This is a genomic window from Streptomyces sp. AHU1 (assembly GCF_045343905.1).
Taxonomy (GTDB): Bacteria; Actinomycetota; Actinomycetes; order Streptomycetales; family Streptomycetaceae; genus Streptomyces; species Streptomyces triticiradicis.
The window spans coordinates 4,767,858-4,789,851 of record NZ_CP174283.1; the positions used below are offsets into that span (position 1 = coordinate 4,767,858).

Annotated in this window: 16 protein-coding genes and 1 pseudogene; 11 read left to right on the forward strand and 6 right to left on the reverse strand. The window is 69.5% G+C overall.

All coding sequences use genetic code 11. From position 1 onward, the window contains the following. The first annotated feature begins 6 nt into the window (after window positions 1-6). Window positions 7-459: a heat shock protein transcriptional repressor HspR gene (locus ACICHK_RS21330; protein ID WP_103550081.1), complete on the forward strand. Its 453-nt coding sequence runs from the start codon at window positions 7-9 to the stop codon at window positions 457-459. 65 nt (window positions 460-524) lie between these two features. Here the strand turns inward: ACICHK_RS21330 and ACICHK_RS21335 are convergent, their stop codons facing one another. After that, window positions 525-2,942 (reverse strand): PA14 domain-containing protein, encoded by a 2,418-nt coding sequence (locus ACICHK_RS21335; RefSeq protein WP_406838158.1) that lies wholly within the window; start codon window positions 2,940-2,942, stop codon window positions 525-527. A gap of 280 nt (window positions 2,943-3,222) precedes the next feature. On the opposite strand from ACICHK_RS21335, the gene ACICHK_RS21340 reads away from it, so the two are divergent. The 5 genes and pseudogenes from ACICHK_RS21340 (at window position 3,223) to ACICHK_RS21360 (ending at window position 9,371) form a co-directional block, all read left to right on the forward strand. Then, window positions 3,223-4,347 (forward strand): substrate-binding domain-containing protein, encoded by a 1,125-nt coding sequence (locus ACICHK_RS21340; protein ID WP_406838159.1) that lies wholly within the window; start codon window positions 3,223-3,225, stop codon window positions 4,345-4,347. Window positions 4,348-4,572: 225 nt separating this feature from the next. After that, window positions 4,573-5,228: pseudogene (locus ACICHK_RS21345) on the forward strand (M15 family metallopeptidase). Between the two features lie 734 nt (window positions 5,229-5,962). Continuing rightward, window positions 5,963-6,322 carry a hypothetical protein gene (locus ACICHK_RS21350; protein WP_406838160.1) on the forward strand — a complete coding sequence of 120 codons (360 nt, stop codon included), beginning with the start codon at window positions 5,963-5,965 and terminating at the stop codon, window positions 6,320-6,322. 173 nt (window positions 6,323-6,495) lie between these two features. Then, complete coding sequence (locus ACICHK_RS21355; protein ID WP_406838161.1) at window positions 6,496-7,203, forward strand: ABC transporter ATP-binding protein; 708 nt, start codon at window positions 6,496-6,498, stop codon at window positions 7,201-7,203. Between the two features lie 260 nt (window positions 7,204-7,463). Next, a complete protein-coding gene (locus ACICHK_RS21360) occupies window positions 7,464-9,371 on the forward strand; it encodes a hypothetical protein (RefSeq protein ID WP_406838162.1) in 1,908 nt (635 codons plus the stop codon). 57 nt (window positions 9,372-9,428) lie between these two features. Here the strand turns inward: ACICHK_RS21360 and ACICHK_RS21365 are convergent, their stop codons facing one another. Next, complete coding sequence (locus ACICHK_RS21365; protein WP_406838163.1) at window positions 9,429-10,097, reverse strand: LuxR C-terminal-related transcriptional regulator; 669 nt, start codon at window positions 10,095-10,097, stop codon at window positions 9,429-9,431. Window positions 10,098-10,453: 356 nt separating this feature from the next. Between ACICHK_RS21365 and ACICHK_RS21370 the strand changes: the two genes are divergently transcribed. Then, window positions 10,454-11,524, forward strand: coding sequence for a LuxR C-terminal-related transcriptional regulator (locus ACICHK_RS21370; protein ID WP_406838164.1), 1,071 nt, complete (start codon window positions 10,454-10,456; stop codon window positions 11,522-11,524). On the opposite strand, the gene ACICHK_RS21375 is transcribed toward ACICHK_RS21370, so the two are convergent. Together ACICHK_RS21375 and ACICHK_RS21380 are read right to left on the reverse strand one after the other, a co-directional pair. Further along, the gene (locus ACICHK_RS21375; RefSeq protein WP_406838165.1) at window positions 11,457-12,461 is read right to left on the reverse strand and encodes a LuxR C-terminal-related transcriptional regulator; all 1,005 of its coding nucleotides are present in this window, start codon (window positions 12,459-12,461) and stop codon (window positions 11,457-11,459) included. The genes ACICHK_RS21370 and ACICHK_RS21375 overlap by 68 nt on opposite strands. 23 nt (window positions 12,462-12,484) lie before the next feature. Further along, window positions 12,485-13,468 (reverse strand): helix-turn-helix transcriptional regulator, encoded by a 984-nt coding sequence (locus ACICHK_RS21380; protein WP_406838166.1) that lies wholly within the window; start codon window positions 13,466-13,468, stop codon window positions 12,485-12,487. A gap of 333 nt (window positions 13,469-13,801) precedes the next feature. Here ACICHK_RS21380 and ACICHK_RS21385 point away from each other — a divergent pair, with 333 nt between their 5' ends. Further along, on the forward strand, window positions 13,802-14,137 hold the full coding sequence (locus ACICHK_RS21385) for a hypothetical protein (protein ID WP_406838167.1): 336 nt from the start codon (window positions 13,802-13,804) through the stop codon (window positions 14,135-14,137). 160 nt (window positions 14,138-14,297) lie between these two features. Here ACICHK_RS21385 and ACICHK_RS21390 read toward each other — a convergent pair whose 3' ends face one another. Beyond that, window positions 14,298-14,711 carry a pyridoxamine 5'-phosphate oxidase family protein gene (locus tag ACICHK_RS21390; RefSeq protein WP_151470100.1) on the reverse strand — a complete coding sequence of 138 codons (414 nt, stop codon included), beginning with the start codon at window positions 14,709-14,711 and terminating at the stop codon, window positions 14,298-14,300. Between the two features lie 130 nt (window positions 14,712-14,841). Here ACICHK_RS21390 and clpB point away from each other — a divergent pair, with 130 nt between their 5' ends. Both clpB and ACICHK_RS21400 read left to right on the forward strand, forming a co-directional pair. Continuing rightward, a complete protein-coding gene (gene clpB, locus ACICHK_RS21395; protein WP_151470101.1) occupies window positions 14,842-17,454 on the forward strand; it encodes an ATP-dependent chaperone ClpB in 2,613 nt (870 codons plus the stop codon). A 214-nt stretch (window positions 17,455-17,668) separates the two neighbouring features. Next, the gene (locus tag ACICHK_RS21400; protein ID WP_151470102.1) at window positions 17,669-18,199 is read left to right on the forward strand and encodes a YbjN domain-containing protein; all 531 of its coding nucleotides are present in this window, start codon (window positions 17,669-17,671) and stop codon (window positions 18,197-18,199) included. A 54-nt stretch (window positions 18,200-18,253) separates the two neighbouring features. On the opposite strand, the gene ACICHK_RS21405 is transcribed toward ACICHK_RS21400, so the two are convergent. Beyond that, the gene (locus ACICHK_RS21405; protein ID WP_406838168.1) at window positions 18,254-19,453 is read right to left on the reverse strand and encodes a hypothetical protein; all 1,200 of its coding nucleotides are present in this window, start codon (window positions 19,451-19,453) and stop codon (window positions 18,254-18,256) included. 648 nt (window positions 19,454-20,101) lie between these two features. Here ACICHK_RS21405 and ACICHK_RS21410 point away from each other — a divergent pair. After that, window positions 20,102-21,946, forward strand: a complete 1,845-nt coding sequence (locus ACICHK_RS21410; protein WP_406838169.1) for a hypothetical protein — start codon at window positions 20,102-20,104, stop codon at window positions 21,944-21,946. Window positions 21,947-21,994: the final 48 nt, after the last annotated feature.

Genomic DNA, 21,994 nt, shown 5'->3' on the forward strand with positions numbered 1-21,994 from the left:
GGAGCCATGGACACGACCGGTCGTCGACGCAACCCCTATGAACTGACCGAGGAGACCCCGGTCTACGTCATCTCGGTTGCGGCCCAGCTCTCCGGACTGCACCCGCAGACCCTGCGTCAGTACGACCGGCTCGGTCTGGTCTCTCCCGACCGCACGGCCGGCCGGGGCCGCCGCTACTCGGCCCGTGACATCGAACTGCTGCGCACCGTGCAGCAGTTGTCGCAGGACGAGGGCATCAACCTGGCCGGCATCAAGCGCATCATCGAGCTGGAGAACCAGGTGGCCGCGCTCCAGTCCCGCGTGGCGGAGCTGGAGTCGGCCCTCGACGGGGCCGCGGCCGCCATGCAGCAGCGCGAGGCCGCCGTGCACGCCTCCTACCGGCGTGACCTGGTCCCGTACCAGGAGGTCCAGCACACCAGCGCACTGGTGGTGTGGCGCCCCAAGCGGGCGGCCGAGTAGTCCATCACGCGAAGGGGCCCGGCGGTTCGTCCGAACCGCCGGGCCCCTTCGCGTTCGGGTCCGGGTCAGAGCCAGTCGTCCCAGATGCCGTAGGCCTGCTGCTTCACGACCTCCTCCTCGCCCGTCGGGTCGATGTAGACGGCGCGGTAGTAGTACAGCCCCAGCCGGTCCTCGTTCACGGTGGTGTCCATGTGGGTTTTCGGGGCGGTCACCTTGCCCGTGGCGAACGTGGTCCAGGTGCCGGCGGCCGCGTCCCACTTCTCCCAGCGGTAGTCCGTGTGGTCACCGCACGGCATGTCGTAGATGGTCTCGCCGCAGCGGACCACCAGCTCCGGGTACTGGTCCTCGCGGACGTCGGTCCCGGTCCAGCCCGGCGGGCGGGTGTCCGGCAGGGTGACGGAGACCTCGGCGGGGCGGTAGGCCTCCGGTCCGGCGTCCTCGTCCACCTGACCGTCCGAGGCAGCCACCTTGTAGACGTGGGTGGCGCCGTCGGGCACGGTGGGGCAGAGGATCTCGGTGGGAGCCAGGGAGGTGCTTCTCCAGCAGTTGCCCGCCCACCGCGTCCCGCCGGTCTCCGGGTCGGTGACCCCTTGCCAGACCTTGTACTTGGTGATGTCGTCGTCGGCGGGCGGTGTCCACGTCAGGCGGACGCCGAGCGGGAGCTGCTCCGCCGTCAGGTTCTCCACGGGAGCGGGGCGTTCGGTGTCCGGTGTGGTGGCCGTGGCGGCCGGGCCGGTCCGCGACTCGTGCCCGTAGGGGTCGATGGTGACGATCCGGTACTCGTACGTCGTCTCGGAGGCTCCGGAGACGTCCCAGCAGGTGCCGTGGACCACCTTGCGTCCCGCGTAGGACGGGGCACGGTCATCGGCCCACGACCAGTACGTCGACGGGGGCCGGAGCGTGTCGTCGAACATGATGTTCGGCTTGCAGAGCTCCACGGTGGTGCTCCGCCCGGTCGCCGGGTCGGTGCGGACGATCTTGTACGTGAGCAGCGGGCCCTCGTCGAAGGTCCACGGATCGGCGCTCGTCCACTCGATCATCACCCCCTCGCCGAACCGGTTCGCGGTGGTCTCGTACGCGGGGACGGCCTCGGGCCGGTCGGCCATCGTCAGGGTGGTCTCCGCCGGGGCGGCGGCGTTGCCCCTGGCGTCCACCGAGCGCACCGCGTACCGGTAGCCGTCGGCGACCGCGGCCAGCTGGCGCGGCACGATGTCGGTCCGCGTGGTGGTGCCGCCGCCGGGCAGGGCGTCGGACCAGCCGCCGCTCGACGGGTCGTACTGGAGGACCTGGTACGAGGAGGCGTCGGTGACCGGGGACCACGTCAGATGGGGAACACCCGACAGGTACTCGACGCGGACGCCGGAGACGGGTGCCGGCGGTGTCCGGTCGGACGTGGTGAACGTGGTGGCGGCCGAGTACGCGGACCAGTTCCCGGCGGCGTCGCGGGCCCTTCCCCGGTAGGTGACCTTGCTGCCGTCGGCCCGGTACCCGGTGTCGCAGATCGCGCCCTTGGTGCCGGAGTACACGGTGGTCCAGGTGCCGGTCGACGGGTTCAGCCGCTGCATCGAGTACAGCGCGATGTCGGCCGCGTTCGCCGCGGTGGTCACGAGCTCCGGTGCCGCGTAGGGCTGGTCGTCGGGGCAGACGTCCATCTCGACGAACGGCGCCGCGGGCGGGGTCCTGTCGACGGTGGTGACGCCCCGGTCGGCCGTCCCCGCCGACTCGTTGCCCGCCTTGTCGCGGGCACGGACCTCGTAGTAGTAGGTGGCGCCGGTCTCCGGGAGGGACGTGTCGGTGTACGAGGTGGCGGTCGTCGTGGTCCGCAGGGCCCACGCGGTGCTGCCCTTGAGGCGGCGGTAGACGCGGTATCCCGCGAGGTCCATCTCGGCGTTCCTGGACCAGGAGACCTTGGCCCTGCCGGTGGCGGTGTCGTACGACACCGCGGAACCCGCGGGAACAAGTGGCTTGATTCTGTCGGTACCGGGAGAAGTGACGGGTTTGTAGGCGAAAGTGACGTTCGCCTTGCCCGTCCAGTTGACGAAATCGACGCGCAGCGTGTGCTTTCCGGCGGGAATGGTCAGATTGACCGTTTTCGACTGGGTGGACGAGACGTTCTTCCACAGGTCGACCTTGCGCACCCCGTCCAGATAGACCCGTGTTCCGTCCTGGGTGGTGACGGGGAGGGTGAAGGGGCCGCCCGAGCCGAAGTCGCGGGTCACGGTCCAGCGGACGCCGAAGTTGTCGGCGGGCAGCCCGGCCGCGGGCGCGCCGGAGCCCCAGTTCTGGTCGATCGCGGAGTCGCAGTCCGTCCTCTTCGGTGTGCCCGAGAAGGTCGTGTTCGCATAGAACTGTCGCTTATAGACAGGCGATGTGCAGTTGGTCACTGCGGAGGCGGCCGTGTCGGCCGCTCCGAGCAGTCCGCCCGCGGTGGCCAGCACGAGGGCGGAGGCGATGGCGCCCCGCGTGCCGATGGCTCTGTGCATGTGTTCCTTCTGGTCCGCTCGATCGTCAACGGCGGTTAAAACCGTCGAGGGTCATGACTCCTGTGAACGGAAGTTGGTTGTACCTGTGAATGACAGAAGGTGAAGCTGAGGGGGTCGGTCGGTGGATGGGCGTACTCTTTTCCCGTCGCGTTCACTTGTGGAACACAAAGCGCCGTTGCCATCTCGTTAAGTGGTTACTCCTTGACGCTGAGGTGATCGCCGCGTTGGCTTTCAGCCACCTGGGTCGCAATGCCGCAACCTCGCCCGGAAGGCACCTGATGTGAAGACTCGTAACACCGGCCTCCGCCGTACCGCCATAGCCGTGGCGTCCTCCACCATGGCCGTCACCGTCACCGGTTGCGGCATGATCGGCATCGGAGGGGACGGCGCCTCGGCGAGCGCCACGAAGGGTGACGACATCAAGGTCGGCCTGCTCCTTCCGGAGAAGGAGAACACCCGTTACGAGAAGTTCGACTACCCGATCATCCGGGACCAGGTTCAGAAGCTCACCGACAAAAAGGGTGATGTCGTCTACCTGAACGCGGAGCAGGACGCCGCCAAGCAGCTCCGGCAGATGCGGCAGATGATCGACGACAAGATCGACGTCATCCTCGTGGACGCGGTGGACTCGGTGTCGATCGCCAAGGGTGTGCGCGAGGCCAAGGAGGCCGGTATCCCGGTCATCGCCTACGACCGGCTGGCGCAGGGTCCGATCGACGCGTACATCTCCTTCGACAACGAGCTGGTCGGCCAGGTCCAGGCCAAGGCCCTGATCGCCGCGCTGGGCACGGACTCGGCCTCGAAGAAGATCGTCATGATGAACGGTTCGTTGACCGACCCCAACGCCGCGGAGTTCAAGGCGGGCGCCAAGTCCGAGCTCGAGGGCAAGGTGATCATCTCCAGCGCCTACGACACCAAGGACTGGAAGCCGGAGAACGCCAGGGCCAACATGGAGAAGTCCATCCAGGACGTCGGGCTGAACAACATCGCCGGTGTCTACGCCGCCAACGACGGCATCGCGGGCGCGGTCATCGACGCCTTCAAGGCCGCGGGCGTCAGCAAGATCCCGCCGGTCACCGGCCAGGACTCCGAGCTGATCGCCGTGCAGCGGATCATCAAGGGCGACCAGTACATGAGCGTGTACAAGTCGTACCCGCAGGAGGCCAACGCCGCCGCCGAGATGGCGGTCGCCCGGGTCCAGGGCCGCTCGATCGAGTTCGACGCGCTCACCCGCGACAAGGTCGACAGCCCCACCAACAAGGACATCCCGTCCCAGCTCGTGCCCGTGGTGGACCTCACCAAGGAGAACATCGAGAAGACGGTCGTCCAGGACGGCATCTACCCCGTCAGCAAGATCTGCACGGCGCCCTACAAGTCGCTCTGCAACTCGCTCGGTATCAAGTAGGACGCTCGACGGGGCGCCCGGCAGGGCGCTCACCGTACCGTTTCGGGGCCAGGCGGTCCGCACGTCCTCGCCGTCGCGACGGGCGGCGAGAAAACTCCTTCCGGGGTGCCGGGCGGTCCGCCCGGCACCCCGGATGCCCCGGCCGGGCCCCACCCGGTCTCTCCGGGGCTTCTGGGGCCCCGAGGCCCTGGGGGCGTCGGCTCCGCGATGCGGCATGATCGCCCCATGTCCCGGATCGTGCTGATGTCCGACCCGAAGATCGCCGCGATACCCGTCGTGGACTGTGGCGAGCCGCTCCCCGACGTACGGACGGAGGAGCCCTTCCCCCTCGACGCCCGCAGACGGGACGACTCGGGGCCTACGCGCATCTACGCGAAGGGGTGCTGAACCGGCTCGTGGCGGCCGGGGAGCTGCTGCTCGACGGTGTACGGCTGCTGTTCGTCGAGGGCTACCGCCCGCCCTCGCTCCAGTGGCTCTACTACGACCGGTACGCTGCCGGACTGCGTGCGGAACACCCCGAGTGGGACGCCGTGCGCCTGCGCGACGCGGCGAGCCGTTACGTGTCCCCGCCCGAGATCGCCCCGCACAGCACGGGCGCCGCCGTCGACCTCACCCTCGTCGACGCCGACGGTCGGGAGCTGGACATGGGCACTCCGGTGAACGCGAACCCCGAGGAGAGCGACGGCGCCTGCTACAGCGCCGCGGACGGCATCAGCGGGAGGGCACGGGCCCATCGTCGGCTGCTGTCCGACGCGCTGGTCGCTGCGGGCCTCGTCAACTACCCCACCGAGTGGTGGCACTGGTCGTACGGCGACCGCTACTGGGCGCTCGCCACGGGGGCCGGTCACGCACTCTACGGGCCCCGGGAACTCGACGCCTGACGCAAGCCGACGGGCCTGTGGGGCGCGGAGTTCCCGTGGAGATGAGTTGCGTCCGGCGCCCTCGTACGGCAGACCTCCGACGACAAGCAGCCGTGGCCCCGTCTTCCGGCCGCGTCCTGACGACGACGCCAGGACGGTGGGGTCCACGCCACCCGTGTGAACCTCACCGTCACCTCCGGCGGTCCCGGCCCTCCGGTCGACTCCCTTGTGCGGGGTCACGTCGTCGTACGAGACGATCACGGGGCCTCGGCGGCGGTGAGCGAGAGCGGCTCGATGCCCGGATCGCCCACGCCCTGACGGGCGGGACGGGTGTGCACCGTGATCGTGGAGCAGTGCTCGCCCCCGGGCAGGGATCGGCAGGTCCATGTCGTTCTGTGAGGCTGCGACCAGGACTTGCTGATGCCGACGGCGGCTCAGGTCCGCGATTCATTCCTGAGACGCGGACTCCGCACCGTTCATCCGTGCCTTCTTGCCGACCAGGGAGCCCCCAAGGAGCAAATGACGCGTCGGGCAGATGAGTGCCGATCCTCCCGATGGGGGACGGGAGTGCGTGAACCCGTCGAAAGAGGGGTGTGAGAAGGGGAGGCTCTGACGCTTCACTGTTCCTTGCCCGGTTCGCTTTTGGCCAGCGCGACCGGGGCTCTTCCCCGCACGAGGCGGGGACTGAGCATGAGCCTGTGCATGAGCTGACAGGCCTCCTACGAAAGAAGGAAGGTGCAATGAGCGGCAGAGGGATGAGACGAGCTGCGGTTGGTGTGCTCACCGTGATCGCCATCGCGGGAGCGTCGCCGGCGTTCGCGCTCTCGGCCAGTCGGAACGGTGCCCGTGGATGGACCGAACAGTCCGCCACGGTCATGAACCTCCAGGACACAGAGGACGACGGCCATGACGTGAAGGCCGAGTACTACAGGACCGCCCACCCGAGCGACAAGCTCACCCTGTGGAACAAGCAGGCCTATGGCGACAGGTATTTCGAGGACAACGACGGGAACGCCTGGACCGTGGAGAGCGGTAAGTACTCCACCATCTTCAAGATGCAGGTGTGCGAGGTGTACAACAACTGGCCCGACTCCTGCAGCGGTTGGGTCGAGTAGCCGCCGCAGTTCGTAGCTGACCCGCTTCGGAGAGCCGGAAGGGTGGCGGCCGGTGTTGGCGGCCGCCACCCCTCCCTGCGCCATGAGTCTACTCAGCGAGTCGGACCCACGGCGCTGTTCGTCGACGGGACTCGGGTCGGACAAGCAATGTGGAAGTCTCTCTGGAGGTGCAAGTGGGCGGCTACACCGAGCGCGTTGTGCTCGAAGTCGAGGATCTCAACTACGGCCTGCCCGGCCGGTCACTGCTGGCAGGTGTCCGCCTGTCTGTCGCTGCGGGCGAGTCTGTTGCTGTGACGGGGGCCAGCGGCAGTGGTAAGACGACCTTGTTGACGTGCATTCTCGGTCTTGTCGAACCGGACGCCGGCTCGGTGCGCATTGCGGGCGTCGACCAGGGCGGGCTGTCGTCACGCGAGCTTGCCCGGCATCGCCGGGAAAACGTCGGAATGGTCTTCCAGTTCGGCGAGTTGCTTCCAGAATTGTCTCCTTTGGAGAATGTGGCCCTGGCGGGTCTCCTGGCAGGCAAGAAGACCGGTGAGGCCTACGCGCGTGCGGCTGAGCTGCTGGATGAGCTGGGTGTGCCGGCCGAGGGTTCTGCCACTGCGACGCTGTCCGGCGGTGAACGGCAGCGAACAGCAGTCGCACGGGCATTGATGAACGATCCCGCTCTGCTCCTCGCGGATGAACCGACAGGGTCACTTGACCCTGTGCACCGTGACGCCGTTGCTGAACTGCTGTACAGCGTGCCACGGCAGCGAGACTGTGCCCTCCTGGTGGTCACACATGACGTCAGCGTTGCGCAGCGCGCGGACCGACGAGTCCGACTTGACGGAGGTCGGCTGGCAGCCGGTGCGGAGGTTGCGGAGACGGGGGAAGTCGCGTGAGTGACAGAGGGCTGTTCCGTCAGTTGCTGCGCATGGGACGCGCGACCGCCCTGGCAGCGGAGGCAGGGCGGGTTCGCTTCTGGGCCCTTGTTCTGGCCACGTCTCTGTTGTCCCTCGCGGCAAGTGGCCTGGTGTTGGCTTCGGCCTCTTTTGACGCCCGCGCAGAACGCAGCGTCGCACGGTCCCCTCGGCTCATTGCCGCCCACCCACGCGAGACCCCCCGGGCGCTCTGGGCGCCGACCACCTCAAGTATCGGGAACATGGCGTTCGACGTCGTGTACATCGAGCCGATAGGTGACGACGCGCCGCTTCCCCCCGGTCTCTCCCGCTGGCCCGATCCGGGAGAGGCGGTGTTGTCACCCGCTCTGTTGAAGGCCGATGGGAGCGATGGCGTCTCCCGGGAGTTCGGGCGTTTCGGTGGAGTCATCGGTCCTGCCGGCCTCGAAGCGCCGGCAGAGCGCTTCGTTTATGTCCGGCCCAGCGCCAAGTTGCTCGATCGATCCAAGATGTTCGAGATCAGCGGCTTCGGCGCAGAGGCATCTGCCGGTTTCGTCGGAGAGAGTATTCATAATTTCGGAGCCCAGAAGTTTTATGCCGGATACGCCGGATTGATTCTTCTCCCGGCGGCTCTCCTGGTGGTCATCGCGGCACGTGTGGGAGCCGTTGCCCGGGACAGGCGAACGGCACTGCTCGGAGCTCTGGGCGCCGGCAGGAGAGTCAGGCTGGCTTTCGCGCTCGGTGAGGCGGCGCTCCCCGTTGCCTTTGGAGCAGGTATCGCGGCTTTGGGTGCATCGATCCCACTCGCGTCGGATTCGTCGTACCCTCTCGTGGAATTCATCCTCTCGAAGGAGGATGCTCGTGACGCGTGGCCAGGGCTGTTGCTCTGCCTGACAGGTGTTCCGATCGCGGTGCTCTTCCTGGCGATTGTCCTTCAGCCCGGCCATCGGCGTTCGGGCGGAACCAGGCCGACCTACGTATCGGGTCGCAGAGCGTGGATTCCATGGGTGTTTCCCTTCGCGTTGCTGGTCACCGTGCGAGGTGCGGAACTCGTTCCTCTTGAATTTCGGATACCTGTCTACGCCACTGGTTGCATCGTGGTGCTTGCGACTCTTCCCGCGGTCATCGGAGCCGGGGTGGGGTGGTTGGGCCCGTTCATGGCGAGTATCGGTCGGCGGGTCGGTGCTCCGGGGCTTCTGGTCTCCGGGCGCCGACTGGGTGTCGGGTCGCGTTCGGTGTCGAGGCTGGTGGCCTCCATGGTGATCGCCATTGGACTTGCCGCCCAGACGCAGCTGTGGACAGGAGTGTTCGGGGAGTTCACGCAGAGTGCGATGGAGACACAGAAACGAGTGGGGACGACGGTCCTCAGAGTTACCCCCTACGTAGCGGGTGATCGGGTACGGGTTTTCGAGAGCGAGCTTCCGTCGGGTGCCCTGCCTTTGGGCGTACGGCAGACGGGCGACCGGGTTGAGGTCGTGGGTGACTGCGTCGCCCTTCGAGAGATCGGCCTGCCGTGCTCGAAGGCATCTGTACGGATCTCGGCATTGGGCGGAGACGTGCGCCTTCGAGAAATCCTGAGCCGAACCGGGATGGCACAGGGGGCGAAGGGGTACGCGCGACGCGGGGCGCTCTCGCAGGTCGGAACGGGTAAGGGCGGTTCGCTGACCTTGCTGGTCGTGGGCAAAGGTCGCAAGCAGCTCTCGGTAGCGGAAATTCAGAGGATAGCCGGCCGGTCCCTGGCGATGAAGGCGTCCGTCCGTCCCTTGGGTGACCTGTCCGACACGGGGAAACTGGTGACGGCCACCAAGTGGGTACGACTGATGTCACTGGTGGGAGTCGGAGTGATCGGCTTGGCTGCCGGGACAAGTGCGATGGCTGAATTTCTCCGCTTCGGACGGGAACTTGCCCCGCTGTCCGTGCTGACGGGCAGCCGCCGGATCTTCCGGTCGGTGGCCATGTGGTCGCTGTTCATGCCCGCGGTCCTGGCGGCAGTGTTCGGGGTTTTGGTGGCATGGTGGCTGGCGACCCCGCTGACCAGCACTTCTGTGGCGACACCTGCATCTATGGCGCCTATCACGGTGGGTGCGCTCGTCTGCGCCCTGGGGCTTGCCTCGTGGGGAGCTCATGCCGCGGTGCGGGCGGCAGGGATGTGGACGCCTTCATCGGACTGAGGTGCGCGCGACCACTCCGCCTGCACGCACAGTTGGGGAGTTTTGGCGCAAGGCCCTTCATAAAATGTGGAGTTGCTGTTCGCGGGACTGAGATCGCCAGGCGATCCTGGCGGCTTGTACGCGGTTTTCGACACCGATCGTTTCGTAGATCGTGCGCACGTGATCCTTCACGGTGTGCGTGCTGATGCCGAGCTTTTCGGCGATGGCGAGGTTCGAGAGTCCTTCGCCAAGGAGACTCAGGATCTCCTGGCACCTGGGACTGAGGCCTCTCAGCTGCTCCCGAGCGGTGTTCACTTCCTCCGCCGCGTGACTGGGTTCGAGGTAATGGGCCACCACGGGTCGAGCCACCTCCGGCGCGAGCGCCACACTGCCGGCGTGGGCCGCTCGTATGGCCCACAGGAGGTTCGTCACGCAGTCGCCGCTGTGGAGGATGCCGTTCGCCCCGTTGCGGAGAAGCCTTCGGGTTGCGGGCTCCGTGACACGGTCCATGAGGACGATTCTCTTGGCCGTGATGGCGAACTGGTTCAATTCCTCGAGTGTGTTCAGGGCTTCGTCGACGCTGGAATGGCTCATCACGAGTATTTCCGGCGTCGCCGTGCGTACGAGCCGGGATGCCGATGCAATGGAGCCTTCGCTGACGACCTGCAGTTGATCGTCCTGCTCGACGGTCCGACGTAATCCGGCGCGTTCCAGTGAGTGGTGCCCGAAAATCCCGATCCGTATCACTTGCAACCTCCCCGTTCGATACGGCACGTCATGAGGACCCTGGCCGGATGGGGGAAATCCGGCCAGGGTCGTTCAGGGTGCCGCTGCGCCCGAATTCCACGAGCGTTTTCGTCGGCGGGGGGAGTCAATCCCCGCCCTTCACCAAGAATGCGCTCCGCGGACACACGGTCGCCACCGTCATCTTGTTGCAAGGGGAGAGGCGGAGTGGGGATTTATATGAGCAAAGCGGGACGAGAGTGGGCGCGATCACGAGACAGCCGTGTTGCGATGCCGGTCGCGTCCGCGCATAGTTGCGCTGCGGAAGGCGCCGAGGCGTCTCACCGCGGAAAGGGCTGGAGCCAGGGTTGGAGCCAGGGGTGGGAGACGGCGGGCACGGGACGGACAGGCATCCGCACGGCGCTGACCGACTGTGCGAGGTCGGCGACCGGGTGTACTCCCGGGCCGTACGGCGCGGCCGGGTGCCCCGCGAGGACGCCGAGCCGGTGCCCTGCCTGCTGGAACTGGCGCTGCTGCACCCCGATCCGGACGACATGGGCTGGCTGGTGCCGACCTCGCCCCAGGAGGTCATGACCCGGCTCCTGCGGGGGGTGTACGAGGAGGTCAGCGCAAGCCAGGCGCGAGTGGGTGACGCGGTGTCGGCCTTCGAGTGGTACGCGGGCCTCGACGGTCGGCTGCGGGCACCGGCCGAAGGCGCGGCGATCCGGGTCCTCGACGGGCTGCCGCGGATCCACGCCGCCATGGACAAGGCGACCGAGGAGTGCACCCGTGAGGTCCTGACGGTGCAGCCGGGCGGCATCCGGCGCGAGGACGAACTCGTCGAGGGCCTGCACCGGGCGCTGGAGATGCGCCGGCGCGGGGTGCGCATGCGCGATCTGTACACCCACGTGGCCCGGCACGGCCAAGGCCTTCTGAACTACATGGAGTTGATGGGAGGCGCGGCCGAAGCCCGCACCCTCGACGAGGTCGTGGAGCGGCTCATCCTCTTCGACCGCACGGTCGCCTTCATCCCCGCCAACTCCGACCGGACGATCGCGCTGGAACTGCGTCACCCCGCGCTGGTGGACTACCTGGTGACGGTCTTCGAGCGGCTGTGGCGCCTCGCGATCCCGCTGACCTCGCCCATACCCTCGACGGGCATCGAGGGCATCACCCACCGGGAGCGTTCCATCGCGACGCTGCTGGCCGAGGGCCATCAGGACGCGGTCGTCGCGGAGCGCCTGGGCATCAGCGTGCGCACCTGCCGGGCCCACATCGCCCGGCTGTCGGAGACCCTGGGCGCGGCGAGCCGCACCCAACTGGGCGTCCGCATCGCTCAGGCAGGGCTGGACGGGCCTCGGTGGACTCCGGAGCCAGGGACGATCACCGTTCCTGAGGCTGTTCCCGAGCCCCCTGGTGTTCCTGATCAAGGATCCCCGACCGGCCTATGAGATAGCCGAGTTGGGCCCGGCTCTCACTGCCGAGGGTGGCGGCGAGTTTGGCTATGTGGACTCGGGCGGTGCGGACGTTCATGCCGAGGCGGTCGGCTATGGCGGCGTCGGTGTGTCCTTCGACGAGGAGGCTCGCGATGGCGCGTTGGCGGGGGGTGATGCCGTTGAGGGTGGGCCGCTGGGCGGCTTGCGGGTACATGGGCGTGGCCAGGCGCCACAGGCGCTCGAAGGTGATCACGAAGAAGGTGATCAGGGCTGGGTTGCGGACTTCCAGCGCGAGGGTGCGGTCCTTGTTCGCCGGGATGAACGCGACAGTGCGGTCGATGATGATCAGGCGTTCGGTGACTTCGTCGAGGGTGCGGACCGAGATGTCGCCCTTCAGCAGTTCATGGCGGGCGACCACCGCTGGCGAGTGGCGGAGCGTGTGCTGGTAGAGCGTACGGATGCGGGCGCCCCGGTCCAGCAGTGCCTGGTCGCGTTCCAGGGACTCTCGCACGGATACGGCGTTTCGCCCGTTGTGGGGCTGAATGGTGAGGAGTTCCTCGTGCGCGGCGGTCATGGTCTGCGTGATGACAGAGTTGATGCGCTGGAGACCGCTGAGCACACTGATCGTCGGGGTCTCTGCCGTCGCGGCGTGGGGCCCGTCGATCCGCATGAGCGGCTCGAACGCCTCCGCCAGGCGTGCCTCGCGCTGCCGCTGCTGTGCGATGGCGTCAGCGGTGCTGTGCAGCAGCCGGGGGAGTGCCACGGCGGGGGCCACGGGACGCAGCCATCGCGTGTCCTCGATGTCCGGCTGGAGCAGGCCGAAGTCGACGAGGCAGGGAACGGGTTCGGCCTCCAGCTGGGTGACACGGCCCTCGTGGAGCGCGCGGGCGTACAGGTCCAGGCCCGCCTGGCACAGTTCCTCGGCGCCGTGCTCGTGCGCCCCGGTCGTCACCTGTGGCTCTGTTCTCTCGGCATTCAGCGCTCCTGGTCCAGAAGCCCTGACTGGGCTATCAGGAAACCGAGTTGAGCACGACTTCCGCTGCCGAGGGCGGAGGCCAGCTTGGCGATGTGGGCGCGGCAGGTGCGGACGTTCATGCCCAGGCGGCGGGCGATGGCCTCGTCCACGTGGCCCTCCACGAGGAGTTTCGCGATGGAGTGCTGGATGTCCGTGATGCCGTCGGGGGTGGTTTCGTAGGGCGCGCCGGCGTTCAGCGGGACGGAGCGGCCCCACATGAACTCGAAGACCTTGATCAGGTAGCGGACGAGGCCCGGGTGGCGAAGCTCGAGGGCCACCTTCTGGTCGTCACGGGTGGGGATGAAGGCGACGGTCGTGTCGCAGATGATGAGCCGCTCGACCAGCTCGTCGATGGTGCGGTGCTCCACCTTGCCGTTGGAGAGCTGGTCCACGTAGGCCAGTTTCTCGGGGCTGTATCGCGCGGTGTGCTGATACAGGGTCCGTATGCGCACACCGCGTTCGATCAGGGGCCTGTCCCGCTCCAGCCCCTGAATGAGGTTGCGTTCGGGGCGGGGGCCGCTCGGCTGGACCGTGAGCATCTCGGTCTGGCACTGGGCCGTGGCCAGGTCGAGTGCCGCGTTGATCCGGTCGTTGCCCTCGAGCACGGTGATCGAGTGAGTGGGCGCGGCTGCTTGCGCGCTGAGGGTCATGAACGGCTCGAAAGCGTCGGCCAGTTCGATTGACATCCGTCTGCGCTCGGTGATCTCACGCTCTATGGCGTTGAGTCGTTGGGCCAGGGCGGCCGACGGGGGCACGGGGCGCAGCCAGTTTGCATCGTCAGGATCCGGGTGGAGAAGGGCGAACTCCATCAAACAGGGAGCGCTCTCCACATCTGCGCGGGCGATACGCCCCGTGCGGAGAGCGACCGCGTAAAGTCGGCCACCTTCCCCACACAACTCGGTCACCGCATGGGGATGTGTCGCTTTAGTCCCATTGGTTGTCAAATCTCCACCCCCCAGGGTCCTGAACGTGCAGGAACATGATGCATCGATTGTGTGGCCATGACCTCCCCAAATGAGCCATCGTCGTATCCGACGGGGGAAGAGGGGACCTTCAAGTGAGGACGAAGCCGATTATGCGTAAGAAAATGCTTCGCTTGGTGCTTGTCGCCGCCTTCTCCGCCGTCACGGCCTTCGGAGCGCTGAGTGGCCTCTCCGATGCGAAGGGCGACGTTCGGGCAGACAGTGTCTGGCCGTCGGCCGCGGTCACCGTGGTAGCCGGCGACAGCGTTTGGCCGGTGTCTCCTGGCCGCACTGACGACAGTGTCTGGGCTTGACATGACTATTCCTCCCGACGACCGTTCCTTCCGCCGAGAGATGGCCACCGCCTACCGGTCCGGCTGGCACTTCATCGACCTGGTCACCGCCATCCCCGGCAGCGGCGACTCGCTGATGGTGACCGTCTTCGGAGAGCCCGTCGTCGTCACCCGCGACGACGACGAGGACGTACGGGCCTACCGGTGTCTGCGGCGGCCTCGGGGGGCGCCGCAGCCCGTCCGGTGCGCCATCCGGTACGGCATGATCTTCGTGAACCTCGACCAGCGTGACCACCAGCTCACCGGACCGGACGTCCCGGACGTCCCGACCGTCGAAGCCACCCCCCGCAGTGCCTGACGCGATTCCCCCGTCGTAGTAGATCGCGCAGGTACTTCCCCCGCAGCGGCGTCACCGTGACCTGAACACGGTGACGCCGCTGCAGTTTGCGGGGGGATCTCCTGGTTCCGGACCGTTCTCACAAGGGCCGGAACCGGCCGCGGGGCGCCCGTCCGCGGTCTCATCCGCGGCCCATCGCCGCCGTGAGTTCGATCTCGATCGCCACCCGGGAGGGGTTCGGCGACGGCATGCGTCCATAGCGTTCCGCGTAGCGCCGCACGGCCTCCGCGACGCGCGCCGGGTCCGTGAGGACCCGTGCCCGCCCCTCCAGCGTCGCCCAGCGCCTGCCGTCCACCTGGCACACCGCCACCCGTGCCCCGTCCGGCCCGGCCGCCCGTACGTGGGCCGCCTTCCTGCTGGACTTGTTCGTGATGACCCGAGCGAGACCGGCCTCGGGGTCGTATGTAACGCCGACGGGCACCACGTGCGGGCTCCCGTCGGGCCGGAGGGTGGTCAGCGTGCACAGGTGGCGCTCGCGCCAGAAGCTCAGATAGGCGGCGTCGGGCCGCCGGGGGTCCACCGGATGGGATGCCATGGGGCCTGAATCTACGCCTGCGGGGTGGCCGTTTTCCGGCTCTTCCAACCTTGAGCGGAATAGACTCAACTTTGTGTACGCTGGATGAGTCAGAAACGGTCAGGAACATCAGGAGGAGGAGAACGCGAACGTGGACGCCGAGCTGACCAACAGGAGCCGGGACGCGATCAACGCGGCCAGCAACCGCGCCGTGCGGGAGGGGCACCCGGACCTCACCCCCGCCCACCTGCTGCTCGCTCTGCTGGAGGGGCAGGACAACGAGAACCTCATCGACCTGCTGGCGGCCGTGGACGCCGACCAGGCGGCCGTGCGCGCGGCCACCGAGCGCGTGCTCGCCGGCCTGCCCAGCGTGACCGGCTCCACCGTCGCGCCCCCGCAGCCCAACCGTGAGGCGCTCGCCGTCATCGCCGACGCCGCCGAGCGGGCCAAGGAACTCGGCGACGAGTTCATCTCCACCGAGCACCTGCTCATCGGGATCGCCGCGAAGGGCGGGGCGCTCGCCGACGTACTCTCCGGGCAGGGCGCCAGTGCCAAGAAGCTGCTCGACGCGTTCCAGAAGACCAGAGGAGGGCGCCGGGTGACGACCGCGGACCCCGAGGGCCAGTACAAGGCGCTCGAGAAGTTCGGCACCGACTTCACCGCCGCGGCCCGTGAGGGCAGGCTCGACCCCGTCATCGGCCGGGACCACGAGATCCGCCGGGTGGTGCAGGTCCTGTCCCGCCGCACGAAGAACAACCCCGTCCTCATCGGCGAGCCCGGCGTCGGCAAGACCGCCGTCGTCGAGGGGCTCGCCCAGCGGATCGTGAAGGGCGACGTGCCCGAGTCGCTGAGGAACAAGCGGCTCGTCTCGCTCGACCTGGGCGCGATGGTCGCCGGCGCGAAGTACCGGGGCGAGTTCGAGGAGCGCCTGAAGACCGTGCTCGCGGAGATCAAGGACTCCGACGGGCAGATCATCACCTTCATCGACGAGCTGCACACCGTCGTGGGCGCGGGCGCGGGCGGCGACTCCGCCATGGACGCCGGCAACATGCTCAAGCCCATGCTCGCCCGCGGTGAGCTGCGCATGGTCGGCGCCACCACCCTCGACGAGTACCGCGAGCGGATCGAGAAGGACCCGGCGCTGGAGCGGCGCTTCCAGCAGGTGCTGGTCGCCGAGCCGACGGTCGAGGACACGATCGCCATCCTGCGCGGGCTCAAGGGCCGCTACGAGGCCCACCACAAGGTCCAGATCGCCGACTCGGCGCTGGTCGCCGCCGCGAGCCTGTCCGACCGCTACATCACCTCCCGCTTCCTCCCCGACAAGGCCATCGACCTCGTCGACGAGGCGGCCTCCCGGCTGCGGATGGAGATCGACTCCTCCCCGGTCGAGATCGACGAGCTCCAGCGGGCCGTCGACCGGCTGAAGATGGAGGAGCTGGCGATCGGCAAGGAGACGGACGCCGCCAGCAGGGAGCGCCTGGACAAGCTGCGCCGCGACCTCGCCGACAAGGAGGAGGAGCTGCGCGGCCTCAACGCCCGCTGGGAGAAGGAGAAGCAGTCCCTCAACCGGGTCGGCGAGCTGAAGGAGAAGCTCGACGGGCTGCGCGGCCAGGCCGAACGCGCCCAGCGCGACGGCGACTTCGACACCGCCTCCAAGCTGCTGTACGGCGAGATCCCCACCCTGGAGCGGGACCTGGAGGAGGCCTCGCAGGCCGAGGAGGAGGTCGCCAAGGACACCATGGTGAAGGAGGAGGTCGGACCGGACGACATCGCGGACGTCGTCGGCTCCTGGACCGGCATCCCCGCCGGCCGCCTCCTGGAGGGCGAGACGCAGAAGCTGCTGCGCATGGAGGCGGAGCTGGGCCGCCGTCTGATCGGCCAGACCGAGGCCGTGGGGGCGGTGTCCGACGCGGTGCGCCGCACCCGTGCCGGGATCGCCGACCCGGACCGGCCCACCGGCTCCTTCCTCTTCCTCGGCCCGACGGGCGTCGGCAAGACCGAACTCGCCAAGGCCCTCGCCGACTTCCTCTTCGACGACGAGCGGGCGATGGTCCGCATCGACATGTCGGAGTACGGCGAGAAGCACAGCGTGGCCCGGCTGGTCGGCGCGCCCCCCGGGTACGTCGGCTACGAGGAGGGCGGCCAGCTCACCGAGGCCGTCCGCCGCCGCCCGTACAGCGTGATCCTGCTCGACGAGGTGGAGAAGGCACACCCCGAGGTCTTCGACATCCTGCTGCAGGTGCTGGACGACGGACGGCTGACGGACGGGCAGGGCCGGACGGTCGACTTCCGCAACACCATCCTGATCCTCACCTCGAACCTGGGCAGCCAGTTCCTGAGCGGGCAGAGCCTCGCCGATCCGTCGGCCTCCGAGGAGGAGCGCAGGCGGCAGGTCCTGGACGTCGTCCGGGCGTCCTTCAAGCCGGAGTTCCTGAACCGGCTGGACGACCTCGTGGTCTTCTCCGCCTTGAACCAGCAGGAGCTGGAGCGCATCGCCAGGCTCCAGATCGACTCCCTGGCACGGCGGCTCGCCCAGCGTCGGCTCGCCCTGGAGGTCACCGACGCGGCGCTGGCCTGGCTCGCGGAGGAGGGCAACGACCCGGCGTACGGAGCGCGGCCGCTGCGGCGCCTCGTCCAGACCGCCATCGGCGACCGGCTGGCCAAGGAGATCCTGGCGGGCGAGGTCAAGGACGGCGACACGGTCCGGGTGGACGCCTTCGGCGACGGCCTGATCGTGGGACCGGCCACGGGCAAGACGCTGTAACCGGCACCGGAGCCCGGCGGGAGAGGGGCGACCGGCACCGGAACCCGGAGAGGGAGGGCCCGCGGCACACCGCCGCGGGCCCTCCCCTTTGCCCGTCCGATGCCCGCGCGTGACCGGATCTTGTCAGCCCCCGGCGGACAGGCCCCGCCAGAGGTTGCCACCCCCCGCCCCGCATGAGAGAGGATGGCAGCATCCGTACGAAGGGAAATACACGGTGAGCATCGACCCGTCCTCGATTCCGAATTTCGGGGGCCAGCCCGAGCCGCAGCCCGGCCCCGCCGGCCCCGTGGTCCCGGATCAGGACCTCGTGAAGCAGCTCCTGGAACAGATGGAGCTGAAGTACGTCGTCGACGACGAGGGTGACCTCGCGGCGCCGTGGGAGGAGTTCCGTACGTACTTCATGTTCCGCGGCGAGGGTGACCAGCAGGTCTTCTCGGTGCGGACGTTCTACGACCGGCCGCACCAGCTCGAGGAGAAGCCCGCGCTCCTGGAGTCGGTCGACGACTGGAACCGTCGCACGCTGTGGCCCAAGGTCTACAGCCACACCCACGACGACGGCACCGTCCGCCTGATCGGCGAGGCGCAGATGCTGATCGGCACCGGCGTCAGCCTGGAGCACTTCGTGTCCTCCACGGTGAGCTGGGTGCGCGCCGCCATCGAGTTCGACAAGTGGCTCGTCGAGCAGCTCGGCCTGGAGCAGGAGATCAACGAGGCGGACAAGCCCGAGGACGACGAGGAAGAGTAGGCCCGTCCTCCCGACGGCGCTCCCCGCGCCGCGCACCGGCCCCTGGGACGGGTCCTAGAGCGGGGTGTGCGCGATCACGACCAGATAGGCGCCGTAGGCGAACGAGAGCCCGGCCAGGGCACCGGCCACCAGAGCCGCGTGCCAGGGCCGGGCTCTCGCCGTTCGCACCAGCGCGCGGGCCAGCGGCAGCAGCAGCGGGAACGCCGGGAGCAGGAAGCGCGGCTTGGACTCGAAGAACCCCGAGCCGCCCAGCGCGATCAGCAGCAGGACGCCGCTGTACACCAGCAGCGGCAGGGGCGCCCGGTCCGCGATCAGCAGCGCGTACAGGAGCACGGCCGCGGCGACGATCACCATCGTCATGGGGAACACGAACCGGTCCCCGTGCAGCAGCAGGTGCTTGACGAAACGGAGCGACCCCTCGCCCAGGTCGAAGCGCGAGCCCCACAGCCGCTGCACCCGGAAGTAGCCGTCGAGCAGGGCGCCCTCGCGGTGCCCCACCCACAGCACGTAGCCGGCCCAGCCGGCCGGCGCGAGCGCGGCGCCCGTCCACACCCTGTGGGTGACCTTCCCGCGGCTCCGCCAGATCTCGTGCGCCGCCGCCACGAGGACGGCGGCGGCCACCGCGAAGCCGTTCGGCCTGGACAGCCCCGCGAGCGCGGCCAGCGAGCCGGCCCACAGCCAGCGCCCGTCGAGCACCGCGTACAGCGACCAGGCCGCGAACGCGGTCAGCACGGGCTCGGTGTACGCCATCGACAGCACCACCGAGTGCGGCAGCAGGCCCCACAGCAGCACCAGCGCCGTACCGACCGCCCGGCCGTGCAGACGGGCCCCGATCGCGTACACCCCGCACGCGGCGGCCGCCGCCGCGGTCCAGGAGACCAGCAGGCCCGCCGAGCCCCCGGTCAGCGGTGTCAGCGTGGTGACGGCCCGGACGAGGGCCGGGTAGAGCGGGAAGAACGCGAGGTCGCTGTGGACGACCGTGGGGTGGAAGTGGAGCGTCCTGCCGTAGCCGTGCGCGGCGATGCCCAGGTACCAGGCCGAGTCCCAGGACCGCGCGAGCAGGGCGACCGGGTGCCCGCCGGTGGCCCGGGCGGTCCCGGCGAGCACGAGGAGGCCGGCCAGGCGCGCGGCGGCGAACAGCCCGAGCGCCGTGATCGCGGCGGACGGCAGGCTGCGTGCGGCGCGGGACGGGCGGACGGCACGGTCGCCGGACTCCGGGAGAGCGGGGCGAGTGAGGGTACTCGGGTGGGTCACACCCCGAACTGTGCGTTCCCCACGGGGTATTCGCGAGCTTTGCTCGTCCGTGCGGGTTCCGTCGCGGGCCCCCCGGCGCGCCGCCCGCGCGCGGGGCGCGGACGGTGCTAGACGGCTCCGCCGCGGGGCGCGGACGGTGCTAGACGGCTCCGCCGCGGGGTGCCGGTGGTGCTGGACGGCTCCGCCGGACGTCGGGGGTGCCGGCCGGGGAGCCGCCGTGGGCTCTTTGCCGAAGTGCCCAGGAAGCCGCGCGGAACCTCTTGCCGGAGTGCCGGAGTGCCGGAGTGCCGGAGTGCTGGAGTGCCGGAGTCCGGGAGTGCCGGAGTCCGGGAGTGCCGGAGTGCTGGAGTGCCGGGGTGCTGGGGTGCCGGAGTCCGGGAGTCCGGGAGTCCGGGAGTGCCGGAGTGCTGGAGTGCCGGGGTGCCGGAGTGCCGGAGTGCTGGGGTGCCGGAGTGCTGGGGAGGCCTGTGGCCGGATCGGCCGTCGGTCCGCTCCCGGCGGCCGGGACCCTTCCGCCGGAGCTCCGCCGCGCTGCTGTCCCGGGATGTCCGGAACCCTCCTGGGCTGCCGTCCTCCGGCAGTTCCGGTGCCGGAACGTTGCCGTACCCGGGCAGCGGTGAGCGCGAGGCCGTACCCCATAATCCTGGCGTGTCGAAGATCCCGGGGCCGGTACCGGCCCCGATACCGTCCGCCTGTGTTCCCCCGGGCACCCCCGTCTGGTCCTCCGAGGAAGCGGCCCGGTGGTCGCGGGTCCGCGGCGCGCCCTGGGCGCGTCCCCTGTGGTCCGTACCGGCGCTGCTGATCGCCGTGGTGTGGGCGATCGCGGCGGCGCCGGAACCGCCGTGCACCGATGCCGTGCCGTGCGGTGCGGACTGGCCGGGCATGGTGGAGGTGGGCCTGGCCGCGGGGCTCCTGTACTGGTTCGCCCGGCTGCCGGAACTGGCGCTGGTCGCCGCCCCCGCCCTGGCGGCCGTCGTGGCCCGGACGGAACTTCCGGACGCGGGGCCGAACTCCCTGGCCGCGAACCTCTGCGTCCTCGCGGCCCTCGGATTCGGGTGGGCCGCCGCCCGCGAACGACTCGCCGCCCGTCGCCGGCAGCGTGACCTGGTGGAGGGCGCCGCGGTCGTGCGGCACCCGCTGCCCGGACCCGTCGCGCCCCTGCGGCGCGGGCTGGTCCTGATCCCGGCGGGGCTGGTGCTCCTCGCCGTCGCCGCCTTCTGCGTGGCCGAGGGGATCGCGGGCGTCCGGGACGACCGGCACCACGCCGACCGCGCGGTCCGTACCGTGGCGAAGGTGGTCGGCCGGGACGACGATTCGCTCCGGGCGCTCACCGAGGACGGGCGGCCGCTGATCCCCGGCTCGGCCTATCCGGAGGACCACCGCGTCGGCGGCACGGTGACCGTGCTGGAGGACGGTTCGTGGCAGCGCCTGGCGTCCGAGCCGTACGACGCCACGGGCCCGCAGTTGGGGGCCCTGGCCGCCGGTCTTCCCGGGCTCTCCCTCCTCGTCACCGGCCTTCTCGCCCGCCGCCGTGCCGCCGCGCTGCGCCGCGGTCCGGTGCCGGTCCTGCGGGTGCTGGAACGCATGGACGAGGACGGTCTGGTCCAGATCCACGCGGGCGACGACACCGCCTGCCGTCGGCCCGTTCTCGCCGCGCCCTTCGCCGCCGGGGCTCCCGGCGGCGACGAGCGGGAGGCGGCGGCCGGCGCCGAGGGCCTGGAGGAGCTGACGGCGGCCGCCGCGCTGCCGCGCGAGGCCGTCATGTTCGGCTCCCCCCACGACGGCGGCGAGCTGCTCCTCGTCACCACGTTCCGCGGCGAGCCGGCCGTCCTGCGCACGAGCGGCCCCGTCCGGCGGTCGCGCCCCGACGGGCGACCGGTGTCCGCTTCGGAGACGGGGGCGTGCGCCGCGGCCGGCACCACCGCCACCCCGGTCCCGGAGACCCTGGTCACGACAGGCCGCCCGCTGAGCTGGGGTCCCGGCCCCGTGGCGCGCGCCGGTGGCGCGACCCTGGCCCTGATCATGATCGGGGGCGTCGCCTTCAACGCCCGCACTCTCGTGACGGACGGGTTCGGCGTGAAGGCGGCCTTCTTCCTGCTCTGTCTGCTCACCTGGCTCGGGATCGCCGCGGAACTGCTCAACTGGCGCGTCACCGCGGACAGTTCCGGCTTGTGGCTGTCCGGGCGGTGGAAGGTCCGGCACCTGCCGTGGGACGACCTGCGGTCGGCCCGGTACACCAGGGAGGGGAGCGTGGTGCTGAGGACGGCGGACGGCGAGGACTGGCGGCTGTCCGGCCTCGGGATGCCGAAGCTGGAACGGCGCTTCGGCCTCAACCCCTCCTACGTCCGCATGGCCGAGGAGGTCACCGCGCTCCGCGACCACCCGGAACTGCGGCCCGCCGAGGCCGCCCCCGGCCGCGGCCGGGGCTTCCCCCTCGGCCCCGTGCTGCTCGGCCTCGCCGTCCTGGCCGCCGGGGCCTGGGCCCTTCACTGAGACACGGAGACACGGAGACACGGAGACACGGGCGAACCGCCCTTCCGG